Origin of the sequence: Paenibacillus sp. PvP094 (genome assembly GCF_040546835.1) — a bacterium.
Classification (GTDB): Bacteria; Bacillota; Bacilli; order Paenibacillales; family Paenibacillaceae; genus Paenibacillus; species Paenibacillus illinoisensis.
In genome coordinates, this window is the sequence record NZ_JBEPOM010000001.1 from 3,158,376 (window position 1) to 3,177,421 (window position 19,046).

19 protein-coding genes are annotated in these 19,046 nt (G+C 45.2%); 10 read left to right on the top strand and 9 right to left on the bottom strand.

The features are described 5' to 3' along the window. Positions 1-169: 169 nt before the first annotated feature. Together ABIC22_RS14635 and ABIC22_RS14640 are read left to right on the top strand one after the other, a co-directional pair. Complete coding sequence (locus tag ABIC22_RS14635; RefSeq protein ID WP_354481691.1) at positions 170-1,282, top strand: acyltransferase family protein; 1,113 nt, start codon at positions 170-172, stop codon at positions 1,280-1,282. Positions 1,283-1,545: 263 nt separating this feature from the next. Then, positions 1,546-2,187: an NAD(P)-dependent oxidoreductase gene (locus ABIC22_RS14640; RefSeq protein ID WP_153980842.1), complete on the top strand. Its 642-nt coding sequence runs from the start codon at positions 1,546-1,548 to the stop codon at positions 2,185-2,187. Between the two features lie 135 nt (positions 2,188-2,322). On the opposite strand, the gene ABIC22_RS14645 is transcribed toward ABIC22_RS14640, so the two are convergent. From ABIC22_RS14645 to ABIC22_RS14660, 4 genes are all read right to left on the bottom strand, one after another. Then, the gene (locus tag ABIC22_RS14645; RefSeq protein ID WP_354481695.1) at positions 2,323-2,808 is read right to left on the bottom strand and encodes a hypothetical protein; all 486 of its coding nucleotides are present in this window, start codon (positions 2,806-2,808) and stop codon (positions 2,323-2,325) included. Positions 2,809-2,955: 147 nt separating this feature from the next. Continuing rightward, a complete protein-coding gene (locus ABIC22_RS14650; protein WP_337034629.1) occupies positions 2,956-3,936 on the bottom strand; it encodes a glycoside hydrolase family 53 protein in 981 nt (326 codons plus the stop codon). Between the two features lie 293 nt (positions 3,937-4,229). Further along, the gene (locus tag ABIC22_RS14655) at positions 4,230-5,267 is read right to left on the bottom strand and encodes an acyltransferase family protein (protein WP_354481698.1); all 1,038 of its coding nucleotides are present in this window, start codon (positions 5,265-5,267) and stop codon (positions 4,230-4,232) included. A gap of 490 nt (positions 5,268-5,757) precedes the next feature. Further along, positions 5,758-5,985, bottom strand: coding sequence for a hypothetical protein (locus ABIC22_RS14660; RefSeq protein ID WP_095292093.1), 228 nt, complete (start codon positions 5,983-5,985; stop codon positions 5,758-5,760). Between the two features lie 249 nt (positions 5,986-6,234). On the opposite strand from ABIC22_RS14660, the gene ppk1 reads away from it, so the two are divergent. After that, positions 6,235-8,316: a polyphosphate kinase 1 gene (ppk1, locus tag ABIC22_RS14665; protein WP_354481701.1), complete on the top strand. Its 2,082-nt coding sequence runs from the start codon at positions 6,235-6,237 to the stop codon at positions 8,314-8,316. Here ppk1 and ABIC22_RS14670 read toward each other — a convergent pair. Both ABIC22_RS14670 and ABIC22_RS14675 read right to left on the bottom strand, forming a co-directional pair. After that, a complete protein-coding gene (locus ABIC22_RS14670) occupies positions 8,276-9,802 on the bottom strand; it encodes a Ppx/GppA phosphatase family protein (RefSeq protein ID WP_354481704.1) in 1,527 nt (508 codons plus the stop codon). The two genes, ppk1 and ABIC22_RS14670, sit on opposite strands and share 41 nt — an antisense overlap. A 25-nt stretch (positions 9,803-9,827) precedes the next feature. Next, positions 9,828-10,082 carry a hypothetical protein gene (locus tag ABIC22_RS14675; protein ID WP_127538927.1) on the bottom strand — a complete coding sequence of 85 codons (255 nt, stop codon included), beginning with the start codon at positions 10,080-10,082 and terminating at the stop codon, positions 9,828-9,830. A 236-nt stretch (positions 10,083-10,318) separates the two neighbouring features. Here ABIC22_RS14675 and ABIC22_RS14680 point away from each other — a divergent pair, with 236 nt between their 5' ends. Then, positions 10,319-10,978 (top strand): YheC/YheD family protein, encoded by a 660-nt coding sequence (locus tag ABIC22_RS14680; RefSeq protein ID WP_354481707.1) that lies wholly within the window; start codon positions 10,319-10,321, stop codon positions 10,976-10,978. Between the two features lie 353 nt (positions 10,979-11,331). After that, positions 11,332-11,475, top strand: a complete 144-nt coding sequence (gene sda, locus ABIC22_RS14685) for a sporulation histidine kinase inhibitor Sda (protein WP_017692430.1) — start codon at positions 11,332-11,334, stop codon at positions 11,473-11,475. A 21-nt stretch (positions 11,476-11,496) separates the two neighbouring features. Here sda and ABIC22_RS14690 read toward each other — a convergent pair whose 3' ends face one another. After that, positions 11,497-11,748, bottom strand: coding sequence for a hypothetical protein (locus ABIC22_RS14690; protein ID WP_154896405.1), 252 nt, complete (start codon positions 11,746-11,748; stop codon positions 11,497-11,499). Positions 11,749-11,822: 74 nt separating this feature from the next. Further along, positions 11,823-12,797: an NAD(P)/FAD-dependent oxidoreductase gene (locus ABIC22_RS14695; RefSeq protein WP_217990005.1), complete on the bottom strand. Its 975-nt coding sequence runs from the start codon at positions 12,795-12,797 to the stop codon at positions 11,823-11,825. Positions 12,798-13,354: 557 nt separating this feature from the next. Here ABIC22_RS14695 and ABIC22_RS14700 point away from each other — a divergent pair. After that, positions 13,355-14,548 carry an NAD(P)/FAD-dependent oxidoreductase gene (locus ABIC22_RS14700; protein WP_354481710.1) on the top strand — a complete coding sequence of 398 codons (1,194 nt, stop codon included), beginning with the start codon at positions 13,355-13,357 and terminating at the stop codon, positions 14,546-14,548. Then, a complete protein-coding gene (locus tag ABIC22_RS14705) occupies positions 14,545-14,802 on the top strand; it encodes a hypothetical protein (protein WP_095361278.1) in 258 nt (85 codons plus the stop codon). The genes ABIC22_RS14700 and ABIC22_RS14705 overlap by 4 nt, the downstream gene beginning before the upstream one ends. 95 nt (positions 14,803-14,897) lie before the next feature. On the opposite strand, the gene hemQ is transcribed toward ABIC22_RS14705, so the two are convergent. Then, on the bottom strand, positions 14,898-15,644 hold the full coding sequence (gene hemQ / locus ABIC22_RS14710) for a hydrogen peroxide-dependent heme synthase (protein ID WP_354481713.1): 747 nt from the start codon (positions 15,642-15,644) through the stop codon (positions 14,898-14,900). Between the two features lie 253 nt (positions 15,645-15,897). On the opposite strand from hemQ, the gene ABIC22_RS14715 reads away from it, so the two are divergent. The 3 genes from ABIC22_RS14715 to ABIC22_RS14725 all read left to right on the top strand — a co-directional run bounded on the left by ABIC22_RS14715 (position 15,898) and on the right by ABIC22_RS14725 (position 18,974). Continuing rightward, positions 15,898-16,191 carry a YuiB family protein gene (locus tag ABIC22_RS14715; protein WP_095292079.1) on the top strand — a complete coding sequence of 98 codons (294 nt, stop codon included), beginning with the start codon at positions 15,898-15,900 and terminating at the stop codon, positions 16,189-16,191. Between the two features lie 360 nt (positions 16,192-16,551). Further along, positions 16,552-18,087 (top strand): replication initiation and membrane attachment family protein, encoded by a 1,536-nt coding sequence (locus tag ABIC22_RS14720; RefSeq protein WP_095361280.1) that lies wholly within the window; start codon positions 16,552-16,554, stop codon positions 18,085-18,087. A 212-nt stretch (positions 18,088-18,299) separates the two neighbouring features. Beyond that, positions 18,300-18,974 (top strand): hypothetical protein, encoded by a 675-nt coding sequence (locus tag ABIC22_RS14725; protein ID WP_127538932.1) that lies wholly within the window; start codon positions 18,300-18,302, stop codon positions 18,972-18,974. Positions 18,975-19,046: the final 72 nt, after the last annotated feature.

The window sequence follows — 19,046 nt, forward strand, 5'->3', positions numbered from 1 at the left end:
ATAGCGTGTTAGTCTCGGACTAATTACGTTGTAGAGGTCTTTTTGTAATGTTCTTGAATGTAAGCAAAAGCAATGGATTTGAAAAATGACAATAAAATTCAATATTTACTAAATCAATTCATCAATGATACAATCTGTATCAAATTGAAGGGGAAAGGGGAGTTTGGTATTGAAAAAAGAATTGGTCTCAGAAGTTATCTGGCTTAGGTGTCTTGCCTGTCTCACTGTTGTCGCCATTCATTGTATTAATATGACCTTTACAAACTATGAGGGGGTACTTTCTAACTTATCCGTAACGTTCCTAGAGGTAGTAAAACTTGCTCTCTTGTTTGGGACGCCAACATTTGTCTTTATTTCCGAGTTTCTTTTAGCAAAGGCCTATCCCACCCAAATTCCCGATAAATTCCTGTGGAAGCGTGTTAGATATATCCTGATTCCCTACATAACGATGGCAGTAGTCTATGCTTTTTATAGCTTAACCAGATCAGGGGAACTAACAGCAACTGCCTTAATTGTTAAAAGCCTTAGAAACATTGTTGTAGCTGATTATATAGCCTACTTTATTATTGTTATCTTCCAATTCTATGTATTGCACATCATTTTTACTAAATATTTTCAAAAGGCTTCACCTAAGCTCATGATTACTCTGTGCTTAGTGGTTAATCTAATCTACCTTGGTTTCTTCAACTTTGTCCCCCCGCTTAATTTTGTTCCGAGTGCGGAATATATTTGGACTCGTCTATACTGGGTGCCTTTTCCTGGCTGGTTATTTTATTTCTCAGTAGCTTACTATTGTGGTAGAAATCATGCTGCATTTAAAGAGTTTTTGAATCGAAATATGAAGTGGCTCATTTACTCACCTATAGTCACTTTCCTTGTCATCTTGTTCTTACGATTTGGAGAACTACTACCCGAGGCAAATTCAAAAAGGGTAGACATCTTGTTCTATACGATAAGTATGATCTTCGTTATTTTCTATCTTACTTCTAAAATTAAACACATACCTTGGATTATTGATCTGGTAAGCAGGTATTCTTTTGGTATCTATCTATTACACTTAATGTTCGTGCAGAATTTTAGCGGAATTTTCGATGCACTAAATCCATTGATCAATATACCGTTAACTTTTGTTCTAAGTATTGGCATATCAATTCTACTCACTTTTGTGCTCCATAAATTGAGGATTGGAAGCTATTTCGTGGGTAAAATTGGGGCCAAGTTTAGTACGAAAACAAAAAATATACAGAATGAAAATTGGGTTGAGAAGGAAGTAAAGGTTTGAGGTAATCCTGACATCCTGACACTTGTTAATCACCGCGGTTCCATAAATTTTGAGTAACGTAATAAAGGAAGATTAAAGACCCATGCCAAGACTAATCATAGAAATGTAAAGAAATAATGCGCAGTTTTCAGTTGGGAGGTACCTCTGAAGCTGCGTATTATTATGTTTTAATCACCAGAGGGGAATAGTTGACAAAGTTAGTTGTAACTAATATAGTTACAATATAAGTTATCCCACAAAACAAACTTAAAGGAGAGATGATGATGAAAATCGGAATTATTGGTGCAACAGGCAAAGCAGGTAATCTGATCCTGAAAGAAGCAGCGAGCAGAGGCCATGAAGTAACTGCAATTGTACGTAACGCATCCAAGGTGGAAGACAAAAGCCTGAACGTATTGGAGAAGGATGTATTCGATCTTACTTCGCAGGATGCTCAAGCATTTGATGTTATTGTTAATGCATTCGGTGCACCTGCTGGAAAAGAACATCTGCATGTGGAAGTGGGACAGGCTCTGATCAACATCCTGAAAGATGCTCCTCAAACTCGCCTGATCGTAATAGGCGGGGCTGGCAGTCTGTTCACCGATGAGACGCACTCCCTGCGTGTCGTTGATGCGCCAGGGTTCCCTGATGCATACAAACCAACAGCGACAAACCAAGGGAAAAACCTGCAGGACCTGCAAGCATCCTCCGGAATTCAATGGACATTCCTTAGCCCGGCAAGCTTCTTCAATCCAGAAGGTGCACGCACTGGAAAATATCAAACGGGTAAAGATCACATCATTCTGAACAGTGAAGGCAAAAGTTATATCAGCTATGCAGACTATGCCATTGCCTTAGTGGATGAAATTGAAAATGCAAAACACAAAAACGAACGCTTTACTGTCGTAGGCGAAGCGAAGTAACCCTGTTTAGCCATAAAACTAAAACGGACGCCGATCATTTCAATAGATCAGCGTCCGTTTCATTTATAATAGAGTTATGGATGTAGCTAATGCTGCAAAAGAATTAAGTGTTAGTTTTACCGAATTTTCGGCGGATTAGGTGATATCTGTAGGCTCCGCAATGCTCGCTGTATCCATACCATCAGCACCATCAACGGCATCGATGACACCTACAGCAAGAGTAGTCACTGCGGCCGCTGCCAGAAGATGCTTGGCACCAAGCTTCACTCGGTCCATATCTTCTTCTTTCATGCCTACGACAACATCTTTGCCACCGTTATATACATATTTGGCTGAAACGGCAACGCCCTTTGCCGTGTTGGTCACGGCATCTCCCAAATCGGCAAGTCCTGCCTCAACCGCTGCATCATCTTTTCGAATTGCGCCGCTGGCCAGATCATATGTACCACTTGCTAATTGTCCTACCGTTTTCCCCGTGTTCATCGTAGCTTTCTCTACGCCGTTGCCAACCTCCTTAATGAAGGGGCTGCCTGCGATCTCACCGACAACCCTTACGCTGCCGCCAAGTACTTTGCCGGTAACTTCCCCTGCGAACTGCCCTAATCCTTTTAAAAAGCTCATCCCTAAACCTCCTCTAGAAACGATAAGTTCTCTTATAGCTTATTATACTCGTATGCATGCCAAAAAACCAACGGTGACAGCCCAGGCATCGTAAAAAAAAGACACTGCCCCACCGGGGTCAGCGCCTTTTCGCATACTCGATAATTCCTAGTCGATAAATCCTTCCATGACCACTGTCGGCATCATATTCGACTGCCAAGCGCCTTTGCCGTAACCACCGTTATACCCTGGAGTAGCTTGCGGCTCCCAGTAAAATACGCCTTTTCCTTTGCCGTTTGGCAGATTGCGGATTTGATTTTTCATAGCGGCCACGAAGCTTTTGCCTGCAGCAGCCTGGTTATTGTCCATGCCGATCTCGGAGATGATGATTTCTTTGCCGTAGCGATTGATCAGGTCTTTCGCATTGTTCACCGTGTTCGTCACCGCTGTGTTCCAGCCGGAAGCCGAAGGATAGAGGGACATGGCAATCATATCAAAGTTAGCCCCATTATTGATTAATCCACCAATATTCCATACATACAGTGCGTTATCGTCTCCGCCTGCCAGATGCACGATTGTTTTGGTTCCAGTGCTCATGGACTTGACGGCATTATGGCCCGTGTTCACCAGCCAAGCGTAATTTTTCATGTTCGTGGATGCTTTGCCATCCTCCCATAACATGCCGTTGCTGGTTTCGTTACCGATCTGCACCCAGTCAGGCGTTACCCCTTTGCTCTGCATGGCCGTCATCACGTCACGTGTATGATTCCATACCGCATCCATCAGCTGTTGGAAGGTGTAATTTTTCCAGGCAGCCGGTTTGGTTTGTTGACCAGGGTCAGCCCAAGAATCACTATAGTGTAAAGTCAACATGACGCTCATGCCCGCATTCTTGGCCCGCTGTGCCAAAGCTGCGGCGCGATCCTTATTCATATATCCGTTGCCATAATCATTGGATGGATTAACGAACACCCGAATACGAACCGAATTGATCTGATAATCATTTTTCAAAATATCAATAATGTCACGCTGTACACCATTTTTGTCTTTCCACTTGTAACCTTGCGCCTCCATGCCCGGTACCCAACTGATATCTGCCCCTTTGGCGAAGCTGGGAGCTGCGCCGGCATGCTGACCTGCAGGCAGCATAATCGAAGTGAACAACAAAATGAGAACAAGGACAATTGAAGTTTTGTAACCCCTTACAAATCTGACCATTAAAATATTCCTCCCTGAATATTAGAATGAGTTGCAATCTAATTATAGGCGGGAGAACTGTGCCGCTACAGGGTTTATTTCCAATATTTTGGTTGTTTTTTAAACCACTCTTCTGATGGATTTATCGGTAATATGCAAGGAAGCTGCCCCGCACTGGGACAGCCTCTTGATATGTTCTGTACGAACTGAGTGAGCACGGTTGTTCATAAGCAGCAGCTTCTGCTTCAGCTAACCGGTGTTGTTTGTGGTGCTGGAGTGGGTACATGAGGTGTAATAGGACGTTTTTTGCGTTTGAGATAACGATTGGTGAAGCGATTTTCGATGACTTCATAAGAAATATGAGAGATTAAGGTTGCGATAATCAGACCGGCCACAAATGTGATGGTTACCGATACATAATCAGGCAGATTGAAGCGCGCCATTACACGCTGGAAGGGAAATAGGGCAAAGGGATGCAGGAGATAAAAGCTGTAACTTATCGTTCCGAAGTACTGGAAAAAGCGAGTACTCAACACATTCGATAAAACCCCATGTTCCTTGATGATCAGATAGAAGAAATACACGCCGAAGATGATGGAAAAATAAATATCCCCGAAGTATGTAGCCAGATAAATGATGATTAAGGCTAAGAGCGAGTGCAACTTGGAGGGGAGAAAATTAAACTTTTCACTAGCGTAATAGGCCAGAACTCCTGTGAGAAAGAACAGTGCCCGCGGCATGCGAATGACGACAGCCAAGGTGATGGCAAGACCCAGTATGATTAAAAACCACTTCATGTATTTATTGTTTAAGGGTCTGAGTGATACGAAGAAAATGACGCTGACCAGGTAAAACGCAAATTCATAACTGAGTGTTCTTGCATTACGAACAGCTTCTTCAAGTGGAAAAACACCTGGAAGCATGAACAATCCATAAATGAAATTGAGAATGTATTCCGAAGCCGTCAAATTAGCCAACCAATCAAATTGAATTACAGGTCCTGCCACAAACATAATAACAAGCAAGGGGAGGTACACAGGATAGATTCGTATGATGCGATTATAGACAAACTGTCCAATCTTCCCGTGTTTCACTAAACTTTGCACAATAAGATAACCACTAATCATGAAGAAAACATCAACACCGATTTCTGCCAAGACCAAGGTAGCGTGCTCGTTCATGGTAAGGTAACCGCCGTTAATCGACATGGATATAACATGTCCGACAAAAACCATTAGTGCACATAATCCACGCAGCCCGTGAATTGTATGGTTCTTACTCACGTCTACACCATCTCCAATTTATAAAATGATTATTTGTCTATTGAGGCAAGCGTATCGTGTATGTATTCACAACCCACCTTTCGTTACAGCCTTTGAAATTAAAACCAAGGGTTAACAGCCAGTGTGTTCCGATTTATGATACAAAATGTATCATTGTGTTATTTGAATCATAACACTTGATAAATTAATTGACAATAAGTTGAGAAAAATTTGAAAATTTCATTTTCTTTTCATTTCATTCTATTCGCTCCTACCCAAAAAAGGACAAATAAAAAAAGCCGTCCGAAGACGGCTTTTCTACCCGTGGCGCTTATTAAAACCTTGATCCGTATCCCGCGCCTCCACCAGTCTCATTTAATTTGAGCTAGTGGATCGGGTAAGGGACACGTTCAACATGTGATTAGAAATGTTGACGCACCTCCTTTCCTTGTGGCAAGAGTATACAACACCTGGTTTCGGAAAGCTAGTCTTTTTTTCGTATTAACGCAAATTATTTTTCGGTCTGGAACATCGTCATATCTCGTGCATAGTGGCTCTTCGTTCCGTTCTCGTTACGAATACGCACGCTGTCTTCACTGATCCGCTCCACAATCCCGCGACCCACTTCGCAATATACACCAGCCGGGTCTTCTTGCCATGCCGTTACGACACATTGGGACAGGGCAGCGGTGAAAAACTCTATATTTTTTTGTAACGTTCTAGGTTTATTTGATTTCATTATATACTCCTTTAATAACGACGTATTTGGAAGAAGAACAGCAACCGGACCAAATCGCACTGTACCTCACTTTACTCTGTCTACTGCACTTTGTAAAGGGATGGAAAAAGTTATCGTCATGAGGTATCATTTACATAAATTTTACACTGCTTTTACACTGCGATGACGCTTGTATCCAATCACGGATAGTACAATTATAGTAGAACCAACTAAACAAGGATTGATATGCAACACATTCGGAGGCCATACATGCATAGAGATATTAAAACAGGCAACTATGTTAACCGTGACTTAAGCTGGGTTGAATTTAATCGTCGTGTGCTTCAGGAGGCGCAGGATTCTACCACACCTCTATTGGAACGGTTGAGATTTCTCGGAATTGTAGCCAGTAATCTGGACGAGTTCATGAGTGTAAGGGTAGCAGAGACAAAAGAGAAAATTAAAGCAGGATTTACCCAAAAGGATTTTACAGGATACACCCCGTCCGGTTTATATCGGAGATTGATCAAACGAACAGGTGCCATGGTGGCTGAGCAATATAAAACCTATCGGGAATTGATTCGCCTGCTCGCCAAAAAGGGAGTTGTTCTACAAGAGTATAACGAGCTTAATGGAACACAGCAACGGGCAATGGATCAATATTTCCATGATATTATTTTCCCTGTATTGACACCCATGGCCGTGGATCAGAGCCGTCCATTTCCACTGGTGCATAATAAATCGGTCTATCTCGCCGTGATGCTTCAGAAGGAAGAGGAGCAGGAGGATGAACCGTTTTTTGCGATTGTTCAGGTCCCCTCGAATCTGCCGCGTGTCGTTCCCGTACCTCTGCGTGCAAACAGCAAAAAGAAAACATTCATATTAATAGAAGATTTGATTAAACATCATACACATACCCTGTTTAGCGGATATATTCCGCTGGCTGTCCAGGAATTCAGGCTAACCCGTAACGCGGACCTTTTCATTAATGAAGAGGAAGCGGAAGATTTGCTGGAAGCGATTGAGAAGGAACTGCGGCGCCGACGCCGGGGAGCTCCAGTGCGGCTTGAAGTATGCAAGGACTTTCGTTCGGATGCTCTGCTCGAGCTGCAGGGAGAATTCGAGATCCAGGATCCAGTATATGAGATCGATGGTCCGCTCGATCTGAGTTTCCTGGCTGGATTTGTAGAGAGTATCGAAGGCTTTTCTCATTTGAAATATAGCCCGGTCCAGCCGGTGTATCCACCGGAATTTTTACCGCGGGAGAGCCATTTTGAACTGCTGCGCAAACGGGACGTACTTGTTCATCATCCTTATGAATCATTCGAACCAGTCACTGATTTTGTCCTTGAGGCATCGGAAGATCCACGAGTCATGGCGATCAAGATGACATTGTACCGGGTAAACGGGGATTCACGTCTCATTCCGGCTCTGGCTCATGCAGCAGAGAGTGGCAAACAAGTGACCGTTGTAGTGGAGTTGAAGGCACGCTTTGATGAAGAACGCAACATCGCGTGGGCGCGCAAGCTGGAAAAGGCAGGCTGCCACGTTGTATATGGTTTGGTCGGTTTGAAGACCCATGCAAAAATTATTCTTGTTGTGCGCAGGGAACAGAATGGCTTAAGACGTTATGTGCACGTAGGAACAGGCAACTATAACGAGAGTACGGCGAAGGTCTACACTGACGTAGGACTGTTCACCTCCAATCCGATCATTGGTGAAGATGCATCGGAGCTCTTTAATGAAATAACCGGTTATTCGGGACCGAAGGCCATGCAGGCTTTCCGCGTTGCTCCGGATGGCATGAAGGATGAACTGTTTTCACTCATACGGAGGGAGACAGAGCATGCGCTTAAGGGGAAACGGGCCCGCATTATTGCCAAAATCAACTCGTTATCTCACCAGGATATGATTGATGAATTATATGTTGCATCCCAGGCAGGTGTACAGATCGATTTAATTGTCCGCGGGGTGTGCTGCCTTCGCCCAGGTGTTGAGGGACTCAGCGAAAATATTCGGGTGATCAGTATCGTGGATCGATTTTTGGAGCACTCTCGCCTGTTTTACTTTGAGAATAGCGGGAACCCGGATGTATATATCTCCAGTGCAGACTGGATGACCCGGAATCTGAAACGGAGAATTGAGCTGATGTGCCCGGTATTTGATCCGTCACTCAAGAAGATGCTTGTCGACATCCTGAATCTGTCCCTGAATGACAATGTGAAGGCAAGGGAATTGATGCCTAGCGGCAATTATGTCTTTGTGGAAAACGAAAAGCCCCCGCTGAGAAGTCAGACGGAGGCAATGGGCATTATTCCTTGGAAGCCTGCAGAGTGGAGTATGTCAACTTAACGTCCCAAGCTTCTTCCAGATCCTTGGCGGCCTCTTCCAGGCCATGCATTTCCAGTAACGGCTCGGCTGAGCAGATGAGTTTGATCTGCAGCGAGCCGTTTTCTTTGGTTACACGTATCGCAGAGATTCGCTCCGAACGATGAATGGCCTCGGCTATGCGCAAGATGGAGCCCAATCGGTGAGCGTGCCGTTCATCCGAATCCTTCAGAATGTCCCGGTGCTTATTCAGCAGCTGGGGCGTTCTTTTTTTGGGATGATAATCGGCTGCGATAGCTGTCAGCACGGTCTCCCGGTGGGAAAGTCCATATATGCCCGCATTCATAATCCAATACGCCGAGTGCTGGGGATAACGGAAATAATTGATCTGTTTTCCTGCCCCATGAAGCATGCAGGCGGTATACAGGATTCGTGCATCTGCTGGTTTGGGTGCGTCCCCATCCAATGCCTCATAGAGCACGGTTGCATCCTGTTGGATTTGTTTCAGCTTCTTCTCGGGAACTGGCGGGCCAAAATGAATGAAGTTGCGGATGCTGTCCTCCAGTGCAGTAGGAGAGGCTGGCCGGTGCGGGGCCATCAGATCACGCAAAATCCCGTCACGCAATCCCGCTCCGCTTACGACATAACGATCTCCCTGAAGAATGTCGAAGACCGTTCTGAGAATCAGAACACCGGGCACAATGATGTCAGCACGATCCTTCGCAAGACCAGGCACCTTTTTGCGCTGACCTGATGTCAGATAAGGCAGTGATTTGGCCAGGTTCTCCATCGCTGAAGCACTGATCTCGTAGTGGTGGGTTACAGGTAATGAGTATTGTGTTCTTTTTTGCTCAATTTTGGCCAGAGTACGCATGGTACCTCCAAGACCGATGAGCGGAAGACCTGGATGCTGACGGACCCAATCCTGATCTTTCAATGCCTGAATGACATCATTGCACAGCGCAGCAACATTTGCTTCAGACCAGGAATCCTCCCCGCCATACCTGGCATGCGAGTTTACGGCACCAATGGGCAGTGAGATACTGTGGAGTCTTTTGCGATCCCGGAATACGGTTACTTCCGTACTGCCGCCACCGATATCCACGACATAGCCATCCTGCAGATCAATGGACTGAATAACCCCAAGAAAGCCGTAATACGCTTCCTGATCTCCGGATGCACATTCAATCTCAAGTCCGGTCTCCTCTTCAAGCCAGCCAATGATCTGAGCAGCGTTGCGTGCATTGCGAATGGCAGCTGTAGCCGCAGCACGAATGACTTTCGTTTGGAATGCGTCACAAGTAGCCTTGAATTGTTGCAAGACGGTGATGGCCTGTTCCAGCGAATGGCGCAGGATCTGGCCATCCTCTTCGACCACGTTGCTGAGGCGCGCAGCATATTTATCTTCATGAATGATCCGGTAGGCTCCTTCATGATCCAGTTCGTAAATGACGAGACGAATGGAGTTGGAGCCAATATCGATAATGCCGAGAGTTCCTTTTGAGTTCATATGCATCTCCTTCTAGACAGGTATTCTACCCAAGTTGCAGCAGGGCAGCCATGGCTTCCGGTGAACCTGGAGGGGTGGAGGAGAAGGGCGTGGTCAGCATTACCACAATAATGAAGACAATGAAACAGGCAAACAGTATACAGCTTACGGCAAAACCGCGATTGCGTTTCTTCATAAACAGCCGAATACCTGTAACGAAAAGAAGTACTGTGACGGCGACCAGCACGATAGACATTGCGACATAGGCTACGCCATACAGTGATTTGAAAAATGCTTCCATATTTTCTGAACGCTCCTTAGATCCTCTTATTTAAGCCTTTCCATTACATTCCTTAGTAGCATACGACAGATTGATGCGTTTGAAAAGTAAACCAGGCGTGTGTGCCTTTCTATAAACAAGCCTATAGACACTTCTTACGGAAAAGGGGCAACTGCCTTGGACAGACATCCAAGAGGGGACGGCTTCTGTTGAGTATGTATATGGAAGGACCATTGTTCAGGAAAGGAGATCAACCCATGTCAAGACAGCTTGCAAGCAAATGGCTGAAGACTGCAGCACTGATGAAATATCCGGTAGCAGCTGTCCATATCCCGCAGACGATGGCATTTAATTCGAGAAATCTGCTGCACATGCTCAGCCGTTATGGAATGGTGTATATCAAACCTATAGTCGGTGGCGGAGGTTATGGTGTTATCAGGGTATCCACAAGCGGAGGGAACTACCGCTATACGCATATGAAAGTTACACGTACATTTACCAACTACGGCCAGATGTATCGCTCGCTGGTACGGATTAAAGTCAGACGGAGATATCTGATCCAGCAGGGAATTCATTTGGCAATGATACAGGGCAGACCTGTGGATTACAGGGTAAAAGTCGTCAAAACCGAGCGAGGCTGGGTTTTCCGTTCCATGGTAGGGCGCTTGGCTCGTCCCGGATTGTGTGTAACCAATCTGAGCAAAGGCGGGACGATGCTGCAAGGCAGAAGGGCACTTGGTTTATCCCTCCCTCATATATCCACCAGACACAAACGCCGGGAGATGCGTTCATTGACGTTGACATGCACTCAGATTATGGAAAGGCATTTTCCAGGTGTAGGTCAACTCGGTTTCGATTATGGGCTCGATCACTCCGGGAAGATATGGATTTTGGAAGTGAACACCAGACCCCAATAAAAATAGTGGAAAAATATAAAAAAAACTAAAATTACACCGATAAACATATAGAGAAAATATTCTGGAAAACGTTTGAAATGAAATGTAATTGGGTAATTTACTCGCAATACGTCTTAAAACTATGAGTTGAAGCTAAAAAAAATTCTCTCACATTCGTTCTAATAGAAACGTTACGATCCTGTGCATAAGTAATGTCCACATTATCCACGTTGCTTAATCAACATTTTTACCATTTATCAACAACCTATGCACAGGATTTCCACAAAACCTTGTGGATAACAGAACGCTTGTTCTCTTTATAAATCTCTGATATGATAGTTTTGAGGAAAAAAAAGGAAAGGTTGTGGCGGGAAATGGCTATGTTATCCGATGAGATGTTATTGGATTCCTACCATAAGGCGATTGAGCTTAATCTCGAGAGAGATTTCATCGCGCTGCTATTGGCAGAAATCCATAAGCGCAAACTGGGTACCGACGTATCTGCCATTCTTCACTAGAGATCCTCATTGCAGGCAATGTTACAGGTTTCCGGACATGTCCCATTGTGCTACAGACCAGAGGGTGCTGGTATGACAATGGTGACAGTACAACATATGCATGCAACCGTTTTCGTTTCCGTCTTCCTCTATCATGGAATTCTGTAACGAATAGGGGCTGTACGGTCCGGTGTAATCTTCCAATTTGCCGCATTCTGACAGTCCCTGAAGGCAGTGGGGACAAGCCTGCTCCGGTACAACCAGACCGTTACACAGCGGGCATATATAAGACAAGGGTATCCCTCCTGATATTGAATGTTCAGGAGTAAGATACCCTTTTTTGTACCTTTTATGTGATTCGCGTAAAACTATCGTTTCATGTTGCTGCTGTGTCCTGGGGACAACTTTGCATCCGGATCGAAGTAAACCTTCGCGTTGTTAACAGCGGTTGGTGCTTCACCAAACCCAACAGCGATCAGCTTCAGCTTGCCTGGGTATGTTGTAATATCCCCGGCGGCAAAAATGCCTGGAATGGATGTTTCCATACGGGAGTCAACAACGATGGAGTTGCTATCAATTTCAATACCCCACTCGGCAATAGGCCCGAGCGATGATACGAATCCGAAGTTGACGATCACGGCATCAACGTCAATTTCTTGTGTTTCTTTGGTTTTGACATGTGACAGCGTGACTTTGGTAATGGCGTCATCCCCGTGCAGCTCCGTAATCTCCGTAGGTGTAACCACGTTGACTTTGGAGTTCATCAGGTTCTCCACACTGTGCTCATGTGCACGGAATTTGTCACGACGGTGGATCAGGGTTACTTGTTCTGCGATTGGTTCCAGCATAAGTGCCCAGTCTACGGCAGAGTCACCGCCACCACTGATCAGTACTTTTTTGCCGGCAAAGGCGTTCAGATCACTGATGAAGTAATGCAGGTTCGATTTTTCGAACTTGGCAGCACCTTCAAGTTCCAGGCGACGTGGTTCGAAAGCACCAACACCGGCAGTGATGATTACAGCTTTGGCATGATATTCGTTCACATCGGTTTTGACGATGAAATGACGCTCGTCCAGTTTTTCAACGGATACTACTTTTTCCTCAAGACGAATATTCGGGTTAAAGTGACTCATCTGCTCAATCAGATTGTTTACCAGTTCCTGAGCTGTCACTTTGGGGAACCCTGCAACGTCATAAATGTATTTTTCGGGATACAGCGCAGCCAATTGTCCACCAAGTTGTGGCATGCTTTCGACCAGAGTAACGGATGCCTGACGCATCCCTCCGTAAAATGCGGCGAACAGACCTGCAGGGCCGCCACCAATAATAAGTAAATCGGTCATGTCATGACCGGCAGTTTGTGCAGTCAAGAATCAACAACACCTTTCTTATTTTAATAGGTAGTTAACAGAAATAATGTAGCCGGATACCTCATGTAGCCAGCGTTTGTTGCTGAACTGTCTTTCTCATTATAAACGGTGTAAACTGGGTTGCAAAGTTGGTAACGGGACCAACATGGGAACAATTGATGAAGATCAGGTGAGAATAGGATGAAATTGGAAATGAAAGGTTATGAAAGATAACAAAAAAAACCTTGATATTTACCAGAAATACAGATATTCTTGACCTGTACTATGTGTTTTTTTGTCTAAATAAAAGCCAATTTGTAAAACGAAGACAAGACCTGTAATTTGTTGATTCTTGTGTATAATTTCACAACTTTAATTGGACATGTACATACAAAATATTCAAATAAATTCGTGAAGTTAACATTTGTCGTCATATGGATAAGACCTCATCCATATTTTGTAGTAAGTACAGCTGAAGGTATGCTACCCGAATGAAGATACAAAATGTTGTAAAAGTAGATGATGTGAGTGAAACCGGAAGGGGTTAAGACATGAGCAGCATTCCCAAAATCGTCATTCTCGGCGCGGGCTATGGCGGGATTTTAACAGCCCAGCGGCTGCAGAAGGAATTAAATTATAATGAAGCCGACGTCACATTGGTGAATCGGCATGATTATCACTATATTACAACACACCTACATATGCCAGCAGCCGGTACGGATTCGATTGAGCATGCAAGGGTGCCGATTTCCAAGCTGATTGATGAATTCAAGATTGATTTGGTCAAGTCGTCGGTGAAGGAGATACGACTGCAGGATCGCAAGGTCATTTTGGAAGATGGAACGTTATCTTATGACTATCTGATTATTGGACTCGGTGGTGAACCGGAGACCTTCGGGATTCCGGGCATGCTGGATCATGCCATGACCATTCGCAGCATCAACTCGGTACGACTCATTCGTGAGCATATCGAATATCAGTTTGCCATGTACAAAAACGATAACAAACGTAACCGCATTCGTTTTATAGTGGGCGGAGCAGGTTTCAGCGGAGTTGAGTTTGTGGCGGAGCTTGCTGACCGCATTCCGCAGTTGTGCAAGGAATTCGACGTTAATCCCAAAAATGTGCATATTTACAACGTAGAGGCAGCGCCTTCAGCCCTGCCTGGCTTCGATCCGGAGCTGGTAGAGCATGCAATGAATGTGCTCAAGAAGAAAGGCGTAACCTTCAAAATCGGTGTTCCGATCAAGCAATGCTTGCCGGATGGTGTCATTGTGGGTGAAGGTGAAAAAATTGATGCTGCCACGGTGGTATGGACCGGTGGAATCCGCGGTAACGCGCTCCTTGAACAGGCTGGACTCGAAGTGATGCGCGGCCGGGTAAAAGTGGACGAATATTTGCGAGCTCCGGGACATGAGCATGTCTATGTTATTGGTGACAATTCACTCGTATTTAACGGGGAAGGACGTCCATATCCACCAACAGCCCAGATTGCCATGCAGCAAGGTGTGAACTGCGCCAAAAACGTTGTCGCTGCCATTCGCAAAAAACAGCCACAGCCCTTTGTGTTTACCAGCAAGGGAACGGTTGCTTCGCTCGGTAAAGGGGAGGCCATTGCTGTGGTTGGGGGTAAAAAATACAAGGGCTGGAAAGCTGCCCAGCTGAAGAAACTGGTGGATCTCCGGTATTTGTTCATCATCGGTGGAATCCCGCTTGTGCTGAAGAAGGGGCGGTTTTTTGGATGAGACATTGCAGTGTTCAAGTTCGCGGCCTGCTTACGCGTGATGAGCTGGATCGTTATAACGCCCTGATGCAGGTAGGTGGTTATCTGGAGGAGCAGAACCAGTATGACCTGGCTTATATTGTGCAAAAGGAAGTGGACATTCTCATCCTGCCTGCAATTGAGCGGTTGAAGGAAAAGGGACGGGATCGTGACCGGGCCACGGCCGAGTTTCTGGAATCGCTTAAGGCAATGGAAGAAGAAGAGGACCGGGACTAATTCGGAGTTTGAACATTTCTGAATAAAATGAATACCATAAAAAAAGCACCGGTGACTCTCCCCTTGGGGAGTGTCATCGGTGCTTTGTGTTTTACTTACAGTTTCAACATGTCTTCCAACGAACCTTCGCCCAGCAGGCTTCCCACATAGAACGAACCGAATTCGCCATAACGTGCGCTAACTTCATCAAACCGCATTTCGTAAACCAGTTTTTTGAACTGGAGTGCATCGTCTGCAAACAGGGTAACGCCCCATTCCCAATCGTCGAAACCAACGGATCCGGTAATGATCTGTTTAACTTTACCCGCATAGCTGCGACCAATCATGCCATGGCTGCGCATCAAGCTGCGGCGTTCGTCCATGGACAGCATATACCAGTTGTCGGCCAAGTCGCGTTTTTTGTTCATTGGGTAGAAGCAGATGTACTGACGCTGTGGCAAAACTGGCTTGAGACGTGCAACGATTTCCGGGTTTTGCATCGGATCTTCGCCTTCTTTGCCAAGATAGTTGCTCAGTTCCACGACGCTGACGTAGGAATACGATTTGGTTGTGTATTGTGCAAACATCGTTTTGTTGAACGCGTTCTCGACGGCCTTGAGGTCCTCAAGTGTTTCACGCAGGTGCATCATGACAAGGTCAGCTTTTTGGCCGACTACAGTATAGACCACAGTGCTTCCTTTTGAGGAATCTTCGACATCCTTCCATTCTTTCCAAAACTCTTGAAGCTCGTCCAGTGCTACGGCACGTTCCTCGTCATCGGCTGCTTTCCAAGCGGCCCAGTTAATTGAGCGGAAGTCATGCAGGGCATACCAGCCCTCCAGTGTTGATGCAGCTTCGTTCATTGGTTCTGTTCCTCCTGCAGTTTATATTTCCAAATCCCATGAGGGACGGTTAAGAAAAACTATATCGTTTACATTGTATCCCAACACCGAGCACAAGGGCAAATGAAGAGAACATGAATATAGGAGGATTTATCCAGAAAGTTCGTTGCTTCGCCACATTTTTTGCGGTACACTATCTACTAGCCAGAGAAGAAAATACAGTAAGTTATGCAAAATAAGCCCTTAGTTCATAAGAAGAGGTGAACGTCACCCGATGCAGTTTATACCTGTGCTGGTATTAATGGTGTTATTTTTCGTGATGATGTTTGGGATCGGTTTCATTCTGAATATGTTGATGAAGACTACCTGGTTTCCTTCTTACCTGTTCATCATTGTGATCCTGCCTGTCGTGGTGTATTCCTTGTGGGATCACACGGCTTCACTGATGACCCATCTGGGCTCGTTCCAGATCGTCGATTATCTGACCGGTGTGGCTGGGCTCGCAGGCGCAATCATCAGTGGTTGGACCATTCGCAAACTTCGACTGGGTGGGTATAAAATGTTTTAACCGGATGAGCTTCATATCTTGCCCTGACTGCCATGGCTAATGGAAACAAAGAGTCCTGCCTTTCTCGTAACCGCTTACGCGAGCAAAGGGAGGGCTTTTTGTCATATGTTATGAAAATAGACATAAACGAACCGCTGAGCTGCATACACATGTGGATAACCATTTCTAAATAGTTTCACTTGTTTTATATGGCTGGAGCTTTTATAGTATTCTAGCAACTCTGCGAAAACGTGAATGCTGTCGACCTAGGACGAAACGGAGCGAGAACAGGCCATCTTTTTACCTGTTTTTGAACATTTGAAGATCAGGCATTTATGATAGAATAGATAAACACACTTTTGGGGAGAAGGAGATCAAGCCATGCGCATGAAGAATTTGCTGCATTACACTGAACATCATCGCTACTGCGTATACAGGGAGTTTGGACTTAGTGCTCTGGACGACCGTATGCTTACCGGGGCATATCAGCCCATGGTAGGTGCTTTCGCAATTGGCTTGTATCGGCTGTTGTTTCAGCATCTTCCCGGTGAACAGGTCGGTTACTCACCCCTTGAACAGCAACGAAAATTGTTCATGACACTTGGACTCGAGCCCAGTGAGAAGGGCCGCAAGTATTTGGTGGAGCAGGCTTCCAAGCTGGAAGCGGTCGGATTGCTTCAGACGTCACGCCTTTACATTCCGGAGAATGATGATTACATCTATGAATATGAGCTGCAGCCACCGCTGTCACCGGCAGAATTCTTCCGTACACAGCATTTGACACTGCTGCTTCGTGACAAGATTGGCAAGTTTGCTGTTCTCTCCCTGCGTTCGGGATTTTCGGCAGTAGAGAACGGGGACGCACCTTATCCTGCAGCGAGTAAAGAAAATATCTCGGTTCCTTTTTACGATATATTCGAACTGAATACGCATGTAATAGATTACGAGCTGGAGCAGGCGCTCTCGGAAGTATCCACATCCGCACAGCGGAGTGGGACAAGTGTCGCGGCGGAAGAGCTTACGTTAAATTACGCCGACATTATTTTGCGTTTTCCGCGCGAGTCGGTGAACCGTCGTCATGTGGAAAAACTCCGGTTTGATCATGAGCAGCTGGGCATTGTGAATTACGTGGTGAACAAGTTCAATCTGAGTGTGCAGGACGTGTGCCGTTTACTGGATGAGGATGATATCTTCAGTCCGCAAGGACAGCTGATGTTGGATGATCTTCAGCATAAGGCAAGCTTGCAGTTCCGTCAGACGAAGAAACGTCAGGAACAGCAAACCGTACAGGCAGCCAAAGTGGTCGCCCTGAGGCAGCATCTGGACGAGCCTGAGCAGCAGAGCGATTCCGGGGAACCGCCAGTGGAACATGTGGTGCAGATGGAATACTATGTGGAGGTTCCACCGCAGTTTGCAACCAAATGCGATATTCATCAATACAATATGATGCTTCGTAACGAACCATATACACGGCTTTTACAGACGTTTTTCCCAGGAGCCGTACCGGATAATCTGGTCGATATCTTTGAGAAAATTGATCTGAGCTATAAGCTGCCTGGTGAAGTCATTAATGTTCTTATCCATTATTTGATGCAGCTCCTTGTGTCAGGTGGAGAACAGCGGATTAACCGTAATTTCGTTGAAGCGATTGCTTCCAATATGCTGCTGAAGCAGGTCAATTCATATGAGAAGGCAGTCCAATATATTCGTGACCAGGCCAAGGTAAAAGGCAAGCAGGCTGCTGGTGCAGCCGGAACCCGTTCCCGTACATACGGCAAAGGAGCCAAAGCCAAACCCGAAATCCCGATTGTTCAGGATGTTGCCGCTGAAAGCGATGGAGTATCCGAGGAAGAGTTCGAAGAGATGATGCGATTTGCCCAGCAGATGCAGGCGAGCAAGCAAAAAGGAACTTCATAAAATTTTATGCTTATAAAAGAGACCCAAGGCGAGTCCCCTAATAAAAGGAGGCTCGCCTTTTTGCTAATTTGCCTTATCTACGAATACACTGGAAGAATTTATTGGAATATTCTACTATTATATTTTGAGTAAAAGCTTTTGCACCTAATCTTGTCTTCTATTGATGCTTCGTCGTCATCTGAATTAAGAAGATTGAAACACTGGGGGGAGTCATGAGGATACAGGACAAGTTAGATGGGATAAGAATTGCGAGTAGACCAACAACAAAACAAACCGTCATTTCCGTCACAACTGCAGCAATTATTGGAGTTGTTTTAGGATTAGCAGCCAAGCTTGTAGATACTCCGGGGATTAATCCCCTATTTGACGATATTGGCGGACGTCTCGGAATCTGGGTATTCGCTGCAACTTTATTATCGGTTTTCAGTTATTCTCCCAAGCTAGCTGCCGTCAAAGCTTTTGTCTTCTTTGCATCCATGCTTACCGTGTACTATGTATATACCGTGTTGTTTCTGCACTTCTTCCCAGCAAGAGCTATTTTATTTTGGGGGCTATGTGCAGTGATATCTCCCATATGTGCATATCTGATTTGGTACGCGCGAGGAGTTGGAGGATTTTCATATTTAATTGCGTCTCTTCCAATTACCGTATTGCTCGTAGAAGGTTTTGAATTACGAAATGCCTATTTACCCATCCACACGCATTATTATTTAATCCCATTACTGATGGGAGTCTATTTCATAATGATCACTCTTCTCCTGATTTTCATTCCAAGAATTAAAATGCGAATCTTAGTCATTCTCCCCATCGCTCTTATCTTGTCTTTTATGATGATTTATTTTAATGTCTTGAGCCTGATATTTGGTGGTATGAATAGTTTCTTATAGCGCCATGTACATATCTCATCCTATGAATTAAGCCCTCTCCGCCTTCTGTTGAAAGCGGAAAGGGCTGCTGCT